The organism is Cryobacterium sp. MP_3.1 (assembly GCF_035984795.1).
Classification (GTDB): domain Bacteria; phylum Actinomycetota; class Actinomycetes; order Actinomycetales; family Microbacteriaceae; genus Cryobacterium; species Cryobacterium zongtaii.
In genome coordinates this window covers 245,638-257,979 of the sequence record NZ_JAXCHV010000002.1, presented here as the reverse complement: position 1 = coordinate 257,979, position 12,342 = coordinate 245,638, and the positions used below count along the sequence as shown (strand labels likewise).

The following is a 12,342-nucleotide window of genomic DNA, read 5'->3' as shown; positions in this document are numbered from 1 at the left end:
CCGGCACCCCCGCCGAGCCGCTCCTCCCACGCGGCGCGCACGCCGGCGACGACGAACGCGAACCGCAGACCGCCGTGCTGAACACCGTCGACGGACCGGACGAGACGGCCGGAGAGGTGCCCGCCGCCACGGCAGTGCTGGACACCACGGCCACCGACCCGGTCAACCTGCTGCTGGTCACCGCGACCGACTGGCTCGCCCAGGACCCGGACCCGGAGACCCGCGCCGAGCTGCGCGTGCTGATCCAGCAGGCCCAGGATCGCGACCCGGCCGCCGTTGCCGACCTGCACTCCCGCTTCGACGAGCGCCTCGCGTTCGGCACCGCGGGCCTCCGCGGCGAGATCGCCGCCGGCTCCAACCGGATGAACCGGGTTCTGGTGAGCCAGGCCGCCGCCGGACTCGCCGCCTATCTCCTCGCCGCCGCGGCGAGCAGCCGGCCCGGCAGCATCCCGTCCGTGGTCATCGGCTACGACGGCCGCCGCAACTCGCACGTCTTCGCCACCGACACCGCCGCGATCATGGCCGGCGCCGGCGTGCGCGCCGTGCTGTTGCCCCGCCTGCTCCCCACCCCGGTGCTCGCTTTCGCGGTGCGCCACCTCGGCGCCAGCGCCGGTGTGATGGTCACCGCCTCGCACAACCCGCCCAACGACAACGGCTACAAGGTCTACCTGGGCGACTCCGATGAGGGCTCGCAGATCGTCTCCCCCGACGACATCGCCATCGCCGCCCAGATCCAGCACGTCGCCGACACCCAGCTCGTCACCGAGCTGCCGCGGGCCGGGTACGAAACCGCTCCGGAGTCCGTCGTGCAGGCCTACGTGGATGCGACCGCCGCCATCGGCGCGTCGCCGCGCGCGCAGGTGAGCGTTGTGTACACGGCCCTGCACGGTGTGGGGTGGGACACCACCCGCCGCGTGCTCGACGCCGCCGGGTTCGCCCTGCCGACCCTCGTGGACGCGCAGATCGCCCCCGACTCGGCGTTCCCCACCGTCGCGTTCCCCAACCCTGAGGAACCCGGCGCGATGGACCTCGCCTACGAGACCGCGCGTGAGGTCGACGCCGAACTGATCATCGCCAACGACCCGGATGCCGACAGGCTCGCCATCGCCATCCCGGACGCCGACGCGCCGGAGGGCTACCGTCGCCTGAGCGGCAACGAGGTCGGTGCCATCCTGGGCTGGCGGGCCGCCGAGCTGGCCGCCAACGCGCCGGGCGACGGCGGTGCCGACGGCACCCTGGCCTGCTCGATTGTTTCGACGCCGGCGCTCAAGGCCGTCGCAGACGCCTACGGCCTGCGGTTCGCCGACACCCTCACCGGGTTCAAGTGGGTCTCCCGTGCTCCCGGCCTGATCTTCGGCTTCGAAGAGGCCCTCGGCTACCTGGTCAACCCCGGCACCGTGCGCGACAAGGACGGCATCTCCGCCGCCGTGGCGCTGCTCTCGCTGGTCAGCGAGCTCAAGGCCGACGGTTTGACGCTCGCGGACCACCTCGACGCGTTCGCCGAGAAGTTCGGCTACTTCGCCTCGGGCCAGATTTCGGTGCGCGTCACCGACCTCACCGAGATCGAGAGGGTGATGGCACGCTTGCGCGAGAGCCCGCCGGCGATGATCGGCACCAGCCGGGTGGACCACATCGACGATCTCTCCGGCGGCTTCAACGGCCTGCCGCCCAGCGATGTGCTGCGGATCGTGCTCGCCGACGGCTCCCGGGTGATGGTGCGGCCCAGCGGCACCGAACCCAAGCTCAAGGTGTATCTCGACACGCACAGCAGCGTCGGCAGCCTCGCCGAACGCCGGCAGGCCGCATCCGATGCCCTCGCCGAGCTCGACAGGGGCATGCGCGCGCTGATCGGCTGACCGGCGGTGCGGACGCGGATGCCCAGCCGGGCATCCGCGCCGGGCTAGCCGAGTGCGATCTCGAGCTTGGCGGTCAGCTCGTCGAGGTCGAAGAAGTTGTCGATGATGATGACGTCGGCGTTGGTCTTGCCGATCGACGGCACCAGTTCCGACGAGGTGAGGATGACCTGCGCGTCCGCGGCGGCGAGCTTCACGCTGGCGATGTCGGCCGCGGTGACGTCAGCCTCGATGTCCAGGCGCTCGAGGGCGCGTTCGGCGTTGACCTTGAGAATGGCGGATGTTCCGATACCGACTCCGCACAGTGCGACGATCTTCATTTGTGTTCCTCCGTGCTGGCGTCTGCGCCGGTTGGTGCCGCGATGCCCAGGAGCGAGCGTACGGATGCTGCGTCCGGCGCCGCTGCCAGCGCCGGGATGATGCTCGAATCGTTGAACACGTTGGCGAGCTCGGCGACGAAGTGCACGTGCTCGTCGCCCGTGGTCACCGCCAGGCCCAGCACCACGTTGACGGGGTCGTTGTGCGGGTGTCCGAAGGCCACGGGCTCGGCGAGGGTCACGACGCTCAGGCCCCCGGTGAGCACATCGGGGCCGGGCCGGGCGTGCGCCAGGGCCAGCCCGGGCGCGATCACCACGTAGGCGCCGAATTCCTCGATCACGCCCACCATGCGCTCGGTGTAGCCGGGTGCGGTGGAACCGGATCGCTCCAGCGCCGCGCCGGCGGCGCCGACGGCGGCCCGCCAGTCGGGGACGTGCAGGCCGACGTCAATGGCGTCAAGGGGAAGTGGTGGGAGGGACATGGCTGCTTTCTAGCGTGGGCGTTGGCGGGCTAGGCGGTGGCAAAACCGTCGACGATGGCGTCGGCGAGTTCTTCGCGCTCCTCCAACGGCAGGAATGCCGCGGAGGCCGCGTTGAGCTGCAGGGCCTCGAGGTCGTCGAGGTCGTAGCCGAAGGCATCCGTGAGCAGGGCCAGCTCGCGGCTGAGCGTGGTGGCGCTCATCAGCCGGTTGTCGGTGTTGACGGTGACGCGGAAGCCGAGCTGGTAGAGCAGGTCGAACGGGTGGTCGAGCATGTCGTCGCCCCAGGCGGCGATCGCGCCGGTCTGGAGGTTCGACGACGGGCTGAGCTCCAGCGGGATCTCCCTGTCGCGCACCCACTGGGCCAGCGGGCCGAGGGTCACGTACGTGTTCTCCTGGTCCTCCCGGCCGATTTCGATGTCCTCGGCCAGGCGCACGCCGTGGCCCAGGCGCAGGGCGCGACCGTCGAACAGGGCGCCGCGGATGCTGCCCAGCCCGTCGGCCTCGCCGGCGTGCACGGTGACCGGGAAGAGGTTCCGGGCCAGGTAGTCGAACGCGGCGGCGTGGTTGCCAGCCGGGAAGCCCTCCTCGGCGCCGGCGATGTCGAAGCCGACCACGCCGAGGTCGCGGTGCCGCACGGCGAGTTCGGCGACCTCGAGGGACCTGTCGGCGTGCCGCATCGCGGTGATCAGCTGGCCGATCTTGATGGTGATGCCGGCCTGGGCGACCCGCTCGATGCCCGCCGCGATGCCTTCCTGCACGGCGTCGACGGCCTGGTCCAGGCTGAGCCCGCCGGCCAGGTGCTGCTCGGGGGCCCAGCGCACCTCGGCGTAGATCACGCCATCCAGGGCGAGGTCTTCAACGAACTCCCTGGCCACCCGCACGAGGGCGTCGTGGGTTTGCATGACGCCGACGGTGATCTCGAAGGTCTTGAGGTAGTCCGCGAGCGAGCCGGAGGTGGCCTGGCTGACGAACCAATCGGCGAGGCCGGACTCGGTCGTGGCGGGCAGCTCCAGGCCGATCGGCGCGGCCAGCTCGAGGATCGTGGCCGGTCGCAGACCGCCGTCGAGGTGGTCGTGCAGGGAGACTTTGGGCAGGGCGTTGATGCTCACGCCACTGCCGGGCAACAGGTATTCCTCGGAGCTGATATTCACTCCCCCAATCTATCGCGCCCGCGCGGCGCGTATCCCGAAGCCGCCTCATCCGCCCAACCCCGCCGACGTGCCTCACAATGCCCCTTCAGCGCACTCCAAGCGCATCTTCGCCGCAAGTCAGCACAGCGCGGGGCGCCATCGGTGGATAACTCTGACCGGCAGCGGCAATAAATGGCATCTTGGGCGGATGCGCAAGCGAACGAAGCTCCCCCGCAGCCTGACTCTCGACGGGTTCACCGTCGCGGAAGCGCGCCGGGCGGGGGTGACACCTCGGAGGTTGCAGTCGGCCGACCTGCAGGCGCCGTTCCACGGCGTGAGAGTCGCCGCCGGCATCCCGACCGGGGTGCGGGAACTGGCCAGGGCCTACGCCGCGGTGATGCCCACCGGCCACTTCTTCAGCCACGCCACCGCTGCCCAGCTGCTCGGGATGCCTCTGCCCCGCTACGCCACCCGTGATCCCCGGCTGCATGTCAGCGTCATCGCCCCCGACCGGGCGCCGCAGGGCGCCGGAATCGCGGGCCACACGGTCTTCAGCCGACCCGAACTGTGGCTCATCGGGGGCTTCACGGTCCAGAATCCCGTCAGCGTCTGGTGCGAACTCGCTCCGATTATGGGGCTGGACGACCTCATCGCGCTCGGCGACCACCTCCTCGGCGTGGTGGATCCCCCGTTCTCGTCGGAAGACCTCTGCACGGCGGTCGCCGAGCGGCCCGGCCACCGGGGCATCCGTCGGCTACGGGCCGCGCTGGAGTGGGTGAGACCCCGAGTTGAGTCGCGCCAGGAGACCCGGCTGCGGCTCCTGATCGTGCGGGCGGGCCTGCCGGAACCGGAGACCAACGTGTACCTGCCGCTGCGATACCAGCGGCGCCGGGTGCGCGGTGATCTGGTCTACCTGCGGTACCGGGTCCTTGTCGAATACGACGGCGAGCAGCACCGCACGGACGACGTGCAGTTCGCCCGTGATGTCGACAGGTTGGACGGTGTGATGGCCGAGGATTGGCGGGTCATCAGGGTGCTCAAGGAAACCCCGGATGCCGAAGTCCTCTCCCGGCTCGACCAGGCGCTGCGTTCCCGCGGCTGGCGTCCCGGCAGCCGCCCCACGTGACGCGCGCGCACTCACCCACTTGCCGCAAATGAGCGCCTCGCCGCGAGGTAAGTGGCAATGTGCGGCAAGTCGGCGGATGCGCCGCCAGCGACTTGCGCCAAAAACCCCCTTCGGCTCGGCGGAAGGGGGTTTTTGCGGCAAGTCGGCGGGGCCGGGCCTGCGGGTACTGGGCTAGTTGCCGATGCGCTCGGCGATCAGGGGGCCGCCGTCGAGGACGGGCTCGCCGGGGTCGCCGATGCGCCAGGCGCCCTCGACGGCCTCGAGGGCCCGGGCGAAGCGCTCCGGCTCGTCGGCGCTGAGGGTGAACAGTGGCTCGCCCTTGCGGACGGTGTCGCCGGGCTTGGCGTGCAGGTCGATGCCGGCGGCGTGCTGCACCGGGTCCTGCTTGCGGGCGCGGCCGGCGCCCAGGCGCCAGGCGCCGATACCGAACGGCAGCGCCTGCTGCTCGACGAGCACGCCGTCACGGTCCGCGAGCACCACGTGGGTCTCGCGCGCCACGGGCATCGCGGCATCCGGGTCGCCGCCCTGGGCACGGATGACCGCGCGCCACTTGTCCATCGCGCGACCGTCCTTCAGGGCCGCCTCGACGTCGACGTCCTTCTGGCCGACCAGGGCCAGCATCTCGCGGGCCAAGGCCACGGTGAGCTCCACCACATCGGCGGGGCCGCCGCCGGCGAGCACCTCGAGGGACTCGCGCACCTCGTTGGCGTTGCCGATGGCCAGGCCGAGCGGCACGTTCATGTTGGTCAGCAGCGCGGAGGTGGCCACCCCGGCGTCCTCGCCGAGGGCGACCATGGTGCGGGCCAGCTCGCGGGACCGGTCGATGTCCTTCAGGAACGCGCCGGAGCCGAACTTCACGTCGAGCACCAACGCGCCGGTGCCCTCGGCGATCTTCTTGGACATGATCGACGAGGCGATCAGCGGGATCGCTTCGACGGTGCCGGTGGTGTCGCGGAGCGCATACAGCTTGCCGTCGGCCGGAGCCAGGCCGCTGCCGGCGGCGCAGATGACGCCGCCGACGTCCTGCAGCTGCTGGAACATTTCCTCGTTGCTGAGGTTGGCGCGCCAGCCCGGGATGGACTCGAGCTTGTCCAGGGTGCCGCCGGTGTGACCGAGGCCACGGCCGGAGAGCTGCGGCACGGCCGCGCCGAAGACCGCGACGAGGGGCATCAGCGGCAGGGTGATCTTGTCGCCGACACCGCCGGTGGAGTGCTTGTCCGTGGTCGGTTTGCCCAGGCCCGTGAAGCTCATCCGCTCGCCGGAGTTGATCATGGCCATGGTCATGTCGCGGATCTCCCGGCGGGACATGCCGTTGAGGAAGATCGCCATGGTCATCGCGGCCATCTGCTCGTCGCCGACGTAGCCGCGGGTGTACGCGTCGATCAGCCAGTCGATCTGTGGAGTCGACAGCTCGCCCTTGTCACGCTTGGCGTGGATCAGGTCGACGGCGTCGAAGGCTTCGATGGTGCGGGCGGGGGTGGAGCTCATGAGTTGTCTTCCCTGTAGGCGGCGAGCTGGCGGGGCCCGAAGGCGTCCGGCAGGACCTCGTCGATGGTGCGCACGCCGGAGACGGTCTCCAACAGCATGCCTGGTGCCGAGTGTTCGTAGAGCAGTTGGCGGCAGCGGCCGCACGGCATCAGCGTGTTGCCGTTGCCGTCGACGCAGCTGAACGCGACGAGCTCGCCGCCGCCGGTGAGTTGCAGCACGCTCACCAGCGCGCATTCCGCGCAGAGAGTGAGCCCGTAGGAGGCGTTCTCCACGTTGCACCCGCTGATCACCCGGCCGTCGGAAACGAGGGCGGCCGCCCCGACCGGGAACTTCGAGTAGGGCACGTAGGCGTGGGTCATCGCTTCGGTGGCAGCGCTGCGCAGCACACCCCAGTCGATGTCGCCGGACTCGGGTGTTGTGTCGCCGGAATTCGCAGTCAGATTCGTCATGATTTTATATACGGCTTTCCGGATGCGGCCGGGCCCCGCGACTGGCCCACCAGGCCCGCCACGGCGAAGATGGTGACCAGGTAGGGCAGCATCAGCATGAACTCGCTGGGCACCGGCGAACCGATGATGCTCAGCACGTTCTGCAGGTTGCTGGCGAAGCCGAACAGCAGCGCCGCGAGGGTCGCCCGGATCGGGTCCCACCGGCCGAAGATCACCGCCGCGAGGGCGATGAAGCCGGCACCGGCGGTCATTTCTTTGCCGAACGCGCCCACCGACCCCAGGGTGAAGTACGCGCCACCGAGGCCGGCGACGGCGCCGGCGAGGGACACGTTCCAGAACCGGGTACCGGTGACGTTGATGCCCACGGTGTCAGCGGCCTGCGGGTGCTCGCCCACCGCGCGGAGCCGGAGGCCCCACTTGGTGTGGAAGATACCGAAGTACACCGCGGCGACGGCGATGTACATGATGTACACGATCAGGGTCTGCCGGAAGAAGACCGGCCCGACGATCGGGATCTCGCTGAGCAGCGGGATGTTGATGCGCTCGAATTTGGGCGGCTGGTTGAGCGTGGCCGCGTTCGGGGCGAGGAGCTCGGAGAACAGGAACCCGGTGAGGCCGGTGACGAGGACGTTGAGCACCACACCGACGATGACCTGGTCGACGAAGTACTTGATCGAGAACGCCGCGAGCACAAACGACACCAGCACACCGGCCACCATCGCCGCGAGCAGGCCGAGCAGCGGCTGCTGGGTGATCGAGGCCACGATCGCGGAGGTGAACGCACCGGCCAGCAGCTGGCCCTCGATCGCCACGTTGACCACGCCGACACGTTCGGAGATGACGCCGCCGAGGGCGCCGAAGATCAGCGGGACGGCCAGGCTCAGCGAGCCGAACAACAGGCCGGGCACCGGGATGCGTTCGTCGGCGGAGGCCCAGGTGAGGAAGCCGATCAGGAGCAGCACGGCGAAAACCGAGATCAGCCAGAGCGGAACCTTGCGGCGGGTCTGCACCATCCAGGCGCTGAGCCCGGTGATGGCGGCCAGCAGGATGCTGATCACGATGCCGGTCGGCAGGGTGGGCAGCAGCACGTCGGGCAGCTGGATCAGGTCGCTGGAGGTGGAGAGCACCATGGTGCTGGTGCCGGTGCGGCCGAAGACCACCATCAGCAGGAAACCGAGGACCGTGAAGACGCCGAGGATGATCGGCACCTTCCAGCTCTTGATGACCGCAGTCGCCGGACCCTCCTCGGGTCCGGTGGGCTGGGTGGGCTGGTTCACTGGAGCGATGGTGCTCATTTCGCCGCCACCTCCTGGGAAACGTTGGGAACCGGTCTGCGGCGGGGCGCTCCGGGCGCCGGGAGCCTGAAGATCGCGCGCACCAGCGGCGGCGCGGCGATGAAGAGCACGATGAGCGACTGCACAACGAGCACGATGTCGATGGGCACGCCCTCGGCGGCCTGCATCGAGAAGCTGCCGGCCTTGAACGCGCCGAACAGGATCCCCGCGGCGAACACGCCCCACGGCTTGGAGCGGCCCAGCAGGGCCACCGTGATTGCGTCGAAACCGATCCCGGAGTCGATGCCGGCACCGAAGCCGCTGGTGGTGGTGCCCAGCACCTGGTTGATGCCGGCCAGGCCGACCAGACCGCCGGAGAACAGCATCGCGTAGACGTACATGCGCTGCACGCTGATGCCGGCCACCTTGGCGGCGTTGGGGTTCTCGCCGACGGCGCGGAACTTGAAGCCCAGGTTGGAGCGGGCGAGCAGCCACCAGGTGAACACCGTGGCGGCGATCACCAGGATGAAGCCGAAGTGCAAGTTGTAGTCCGGGCCGAGTAGGTCGAAGTAGACCGCGGTCTCCTTGCTGGCCGGACTCTTGGGGTTGTTCGACCCCGGGGTCTTGAGGAACCCGTCGCGCAGCAGGAAGCTGACCAGGTAGAACGCCACGTAGTTGAGCATGATCGTGGTGATCACCTCGTGCGCGCCGGTGCGGGCCTTGAGCAGGCCGACCAGGCCGCCCCACAGGGCCCCGCCCAGCACGCCGGCGACGAGTGCGGCGATCAGGTGGATGCCGGCGGGCAGGTCAACCGCGAAGGCCACCCAGCCGCCCAGAGTCGCGGCGATGAGCATCTGGCCGCGCCCGCCGATGTTGAACAGGCCCACCCGGAAACCGAGCGCGACACCGAGGCCGGCCGCGATCAGCGGGGTGGCGTAGGTGAGGGTCTCGGTGAACGGCCGGATGCCGTCGGCGAAGCTTGGACGACGGAAGTTGTACACCGAACCCTGGAACAGCGCGGAATAGGCGCCGGACACCGCGTCCCAGGCGGCGGAGAGCATGTCGCCGGGCCTCGAGAAGAAGTACCCCGCGCTCTCCTGCACGTTCGCGTTCGTGAACGCGATCATCACGGCGCCCACGAGCAGCGCCAGCAGCACCGCCAACACCGAGATGATGGCGTTGCCGGTGGTGATCTCCCGGAAGACGTTGTGCCAGCGGGAGGATTCGTCCGGTTCCGGCGACTTCGCCGGTGCCGGGGTCGAGGTGGGCTGCTGAGCGGCGCTCATGCTGCGGCTCCTTCTGCGGGGGTTTCGCCCGCCATCATGAGACCCAGAACGGATCGGGGGGTGTCGCCGGGGACGATGCCGACAATGCGGCCGCGGTACATCACCATGATCCGGTCGGCGAGGGCGGCGACCTCGTCGAGTTCGGTGGAGATCACGATGACCGGGGTGCCGCCGTCGCGGGTCGCCACGATGCGTTCGTGCACAAATTCGATCGAGCCGACATCGAGGCCGCGGGTGGGCTGAGCCGCGACGAAGAGCCGCAGGTCACGGCTGAGTTCGCGGGCGAGCACGACCTTCTGCTGGTTGCCGCCGGACAGGCGGCCGACGGGCGTTTCGATGCCCTGGGACCGCACGTCGAACTCCGTCACCTTGGTGCGGGCGAAGTCGGCGAGGTAGGACAGCTGCAGGTTGAACCGTTTGACGAACGGGAGCTTGTTGGCGCGGTCCAGCATCAGGTTCTCGGCGATGGTGAACCCGCCGACGAGGCCGTCCCTGGTGCGGTCCTCCGGTACGAAGCCGACCCCGGCGTCGAGCACCTGACGAACCGAGTGGCCGCGAAGGGACGTGCCGTCGAGGCTGATCTCGCCGACGACGCGGGGCTGCAGCCCCATCAGAGCCTCGGTCAGTTCGGTCTGGCCGTTGCCCTGCACGCCGGCGATGGCGAGGATCTCGCCCGCCTTGACGTCGAAGCTGACGTCGTTGACGAGGATCTGGCCGAGAGGGTCGATCACGGTGAGGTTCGTCACCACCAGCGCCGGGGCTCCGGGGGTGGCGGGCGCCTTGTCCACGGTCAGGTCGACGGCGCGGCCCACCATCAGGGTGGCGAGTTCTTCGTTGCTCGCGGTCGGCGAGGCGGTGCCGACGACCTTGCCCAGGCGGATGACGGTGATCCGGTCGGCGACCTCGCGCACCTCCCGCAGCTTGTGCGTGATGAAGACGATGGAGGTGCCCGCGGCCTTGAGCTGGCGCATGATGTTCATCAGCTCGTCGGTTTCCTGCGGGGTGAGCACGGCGGTCGGTTCGTCGAAGACGAGCACCTTCGCGTCGCGGGAGAGCGCCTTGATGATCTCCACCCGCTGCTGCACACCGACGGGCAGGGACTCCACGAGGGCGTCGGGATCGACGTCGAACCCGAAGCGCTCCGAGATCTCCCGCACCCGGGTGCGCGCGGCGGCGAGGTCGAGCCTGCCGCCGGCCTTGACCTGTTCGTGGCCGAGCATCACGTTCTCGGCCACGGTGAACACGGGGATCAGCATGAAGTGCTGGTGCACCATGCCGATGCCGGCGGCCATCGCGTCGCCGGGTCCGGCGAAGTGCTGCGGCACGTCATCGAGGAGGATCTCGCCCTCTTCGGCCCGGTACAGGCCGTAGAGAACGTTCATCAACGTTGATTTACCGGCCCCGTTCTCGCCGAGCAGGGCGTGGATCTCTCCCTCCTCGATGGTGAGTTTGATGTCGTCATTGGCAACAAGGGCACCGAATCTCTTCGTAATGCCGCGAAGTTCGAGCTTCATAGTGTCGATTCTATTGAGGTGCCGGCCGGGCGTGGCTCTACGCCCCGGCGACACCACGCAACGAAACGGGGAGGCCAGCATGGCTGGCCTCCCCGGTGCCCTGTGGGGCGGTACTGCTACACGGTGGTGCTGGGTGAAACGGGGTGTTACTTGGGCGTGGCGTCGCTGGTCACGACGATGTCGCCGCTGATGATCTGTGCCTTGAGGTCGTCGATCTCGGTGACCAGGGCGGGGTCAACCTTGGACTCCCAGTCGTGCAGCGGGGCCAGGCCGACACCCTCGTTCTCGAGGGTTCCGATGTACGGGTCGGAGCTGAATTCGCCGTTTGCCGCGTCGGTGATGATCGCGTCGGTCGCATCCGTCATCGACTTCATGATGGAGGTGAGGTACAGCGCGGCGAACTCGGGCGTGGTCTCGAACAGGTCGCTGTCGACACCGACGATGGCGACGTCCTTGCCGGACTCGGCGATGGCCTGTGCGGTGCCCTGGAAGAGCGGGCCGGCGACCGGGAGGATGATGTCCGCACCGGCGTCGATCAGGCCCTGGCTGAGGGTCTTGCCGGCGCTGATGTCATCGAAGCCACCGGCGAACAGGCCCTCCTGGGATTCCTTCGACCAGCCGGTGAGCTTGACGTCGGTGCCCTTTTCGGTGTTGTAGTAGGCGATGCCGTCGGCGAAGCCGTCCATGAAGATGGTGACCGACGGGTACTGCATGCCACCGAAGGTGCCGACGGTGCCGGTCTTGGTGGTTCCTGCGGCCAGGTAGCCGGCCAGGAATGCGGCCTGCGCGGTGTCGTAGACGACCGGCTTCACGTTCTCGAGCGTCAGCGGGCTGAAGTCGTCGTTGGAGAGGGTGGAGTCGATGAGGGCGAACTGCACATCGCTGTTCTCCTGGGCCGCGTCGCGGGTGGCGTTGGCCAGGGCGAAACCGACGGTGAGGATGAAGTTGCAACCCTGGTCGACCATGCTGGTCACGTTGCCGGTGTACTGGTCCTCAGAGGTGGACTCGGCCTGCTTGAACTCGACGCCGAGCTCCTCGGAGGCCTGGGAGATGCCCTCGAAGCTGGACTGGTTGAAGGACTTGTCGTCGAAGCCACCGAAGTCGGAGACGATGCAGGGCAGGAAGTCCGATGTGGCAGCGTCGCCGCTGCCGTCCTCGGTGGGGGCCGGCGCACACGCCGCGAGCAGAGCGAGAACGCCGAGTGAGGCAAGGCCGCCGAGCGTTGCCTTGCGGGTCGTGATTGTCAAGATTGACCTCCAGATGAGGCCCGGCGTGAGATCGCACGGGCTGGTATATGGTCTACACGTTACCCAGAAGAGCCCTGCTCAGATGAGCAAACCGACACTGTAGCCAAATGGTTATCAAGCCGCGACATTCTCGAAATCGCGCCGACACAAATGGTCATCTACCGGGCCTATTCCTG

General features: G+C 68.8%; 11 protein-coding genes. 2 read left to right on the top strand and 9 right to left on the bottom strand.

Features of this window, described 5'->3' with window-relative positions:
- Positions 1–134: 134 nt before the first annotated feature.
- Positions 135–1,856, top strand: a complete 1,722-nt coding sequence (locus tag RCH12_RS02750; RefSeq protein ID WP_240632470.1) for a phospho-sugar mutase — start codon at positions 135–137, stop codon at positions 1,854–1,856.
- A 44-nt stretch (positions 1,857–1,900) separates the two neighbouring features.
- Here RCH12_RS02750 and RCH12_RS02745 read toward each other — a convergent pair whose 3' ends face one another.
- From RCH12_RS02745 to RCH12_RS02735, 3 genes are read right to left on the bottom strand one after another with little or no spacing between them, the layout of a single operon-like run.
- Positions 1,901–2,173, bottom strand: coding sequence for a PTS sugar transporter subunit IIB (locus RCH12_RS02745; RefSeq protein ID WP_088455255.1), 273 nt, complete (start codon positions 2,171–2,173; stop codon positions 1,901–1,903).
- A complete protein-coding gene (locus RCH12_RS02740) occupies positions 2,170–2,652 on the bottom strand; it encodes a PTS sugar transporter subunit IIA (protein WP_088455254.1) in 483 nt (160 codons plus the stop codon). The genes RCH12_RS02745 and RCH12_RS02740 overlap by 4 nt, the downstream gene beginning before the upstream one ends.
- Positions 2,653–2,681: 29 nt before the next feature.
- Positions 2,682–3,797 (bottom strand): adenosine deaminase, encoded by a 1,116-nt coding sequence (locus RCH12_RS02735; RefSeq protein ID WP_370291637.1) that lies wholly within the window; start codon positions 3,795–3,797, stop codon positions 2,682–2,684.
- 193 nt (positions 3,798–3,990) lie between these two features.
- Between RCH12_RS02735 and RCH12_RS02730 the strand changes: the two genes are divergently transcribed.
- A complete protein-coding gene (locus RCH12_RS02730) occupies positions 3,991–4,908 on the top strand; it encodes a hypothetical protein (RefSeq protein ID WP_327015975.1) in 918 nt (305 codons plus the stop codon).
- Positions 4,909–5,079: 171 nt separating this feature from the next.
- On the opposite strand, the gene RCH12_RS02725 is transcribed toward RCH12_RS02730, so the two are convergent.
- The 6 genes from RCH12_RS02725 to RCH12_RS02700 form a co-directional block, all read right to left on the bottom strand.
- A complete protein-coding gene (locus RCH12_RS02725) occupies positions 5,080–6,396 on the bottom strand; it encodes a thymidine phosphorylase (RefSeq protein ID WP_103430351.1) in 1,317 nt (438 codons plus the stop codon).
- Positions 6,393–6,845, bottom strand: coding sequence for a cytidine deaminase (locus RCH12_RS02720; RefSeq protein ID WP_327015974.1), 453 nt, complete (start codon positions 6,843–6,845; stop codon positions 6,393–6,395). The genes RCH12_RS02725 and RCH12_RS02720 overlap by 4 nt, the downstream gene beginning before the upstream one ends.
- A complete protein-coding gene (locus tag RCH12_RS02715) occupies positions 6,842–8,140 on the bottom strand; it encodes an ABC transporter permease (protein WP_088455249.1) in 1,299 nt (432 codons plus the stop codon). Before RCH12_RS02715 ends, RCH12_RS02720 begins: the two co-directional genes overlap by 4 nt.
- Positions 8,137–9,405, bottom strand: a complete 1,269-nt coding sequence (locus tag RCH12_RS02710) for an ABC transporter permease (RefSeq protein ID WP_088455248.1) — start codon at positions 9,403–9,405, stop codon at positions 8,137–8,139. The genes RCH12_RS02715 and RCH12_RS02710 overlap by 4 nt, the downstream gene beginning before the upstream one ends.
- Positions 9,402–10,919 (bottom strand): ABC transporter ATP-binding protein, encoded by a 1,518-nt coding sequence (locus RCH12_RS02705; protein WP_327015973.1) that lies wholly within the window; start codon positions 10,917–10,919, stop codon positions 9,402–9,404. Before RCH12_RS02705 ends, RCH12_RS02710 begins: the two co-directional genes overlap by 4 nt.
- A 146-nt stretch (positions 10,920–11,065) precedes the next feature.
- A complete protein-coding gene (locus RCH12_RS02700) occupies positions 11,066–12,166 on the bottom strand; it encodes a BMP family lipoprotein (protein ID WP_088455246.1) in 1,101 nt (366 codons plus the stop codon).
- Positions 12,167–12,342: the final 176 nt, after the last annotated feature.

What these genes read in the sequence shown, in the direction of transcription:
- RCH12_RS02745 (WP_088455255.1), bottom strand. Translation starts at nt 2,173, where the DNA reads ATGAAGATCGTCGCACTGTGCGGAGTCGGTATCGGAACATCCGCCATT.
- RCH12_RS02740 (WP_088455254.1), bottom strand. Translation starts at nt 2,652, where the DNA reads ATGTCCCTCCCACCACTTCCCCTTGACGCCATTGACGTCGGCCTGCAC.
- RCH12_RS02730 (WP_327015975.1), top strand. Translation starts at nt 3,991, where the DNA reads ATGCGCAAGCGAACGAAGCTCCCCCGCAGCCTGACTCTCGACGGGTTC.
- RCH12_RS02725 (WP_103430351.1), bottom strand. Translation starts at nt 6,396, where the DNA reads ATGAGCTCCACCCCCGCCCGCACCATCGAAGCCTTCGACGCCGTCGAC.
- RCH12_RS02720 (WP_327015974.1), bottom strand. Translation starts at nt 6,845, where the DNA reads ATGACGAATCTGACTGCGAATTCCGGCGACACAACACCCGAGTCCGGC.
- RCH12_RS02715 (WP_088455249.1), bottom strand. Translation starts at nt 8,140, where the DNA reads ATGAGCACCATCGCTCCAGTGAACCAGCCCACCCAGCCCACCGGACCC.
- RCH12_RS02710 (WP_088455248.1), bottom strand. Translation starts at nt 9,405, where the DNA reads ATGAGCGCCGCTCAGCAGCCCACCTCGACCCCGGCACCGGCGAAGTCG.
- RCH12_RS02705 (WP_327015973.1), bottom strand. Translation starts at nt 10,919, where the DNA reads ATGAAGCTCGAACTTCGCGGCATTACGAAGAGATTCGGTGCCCTTGTT.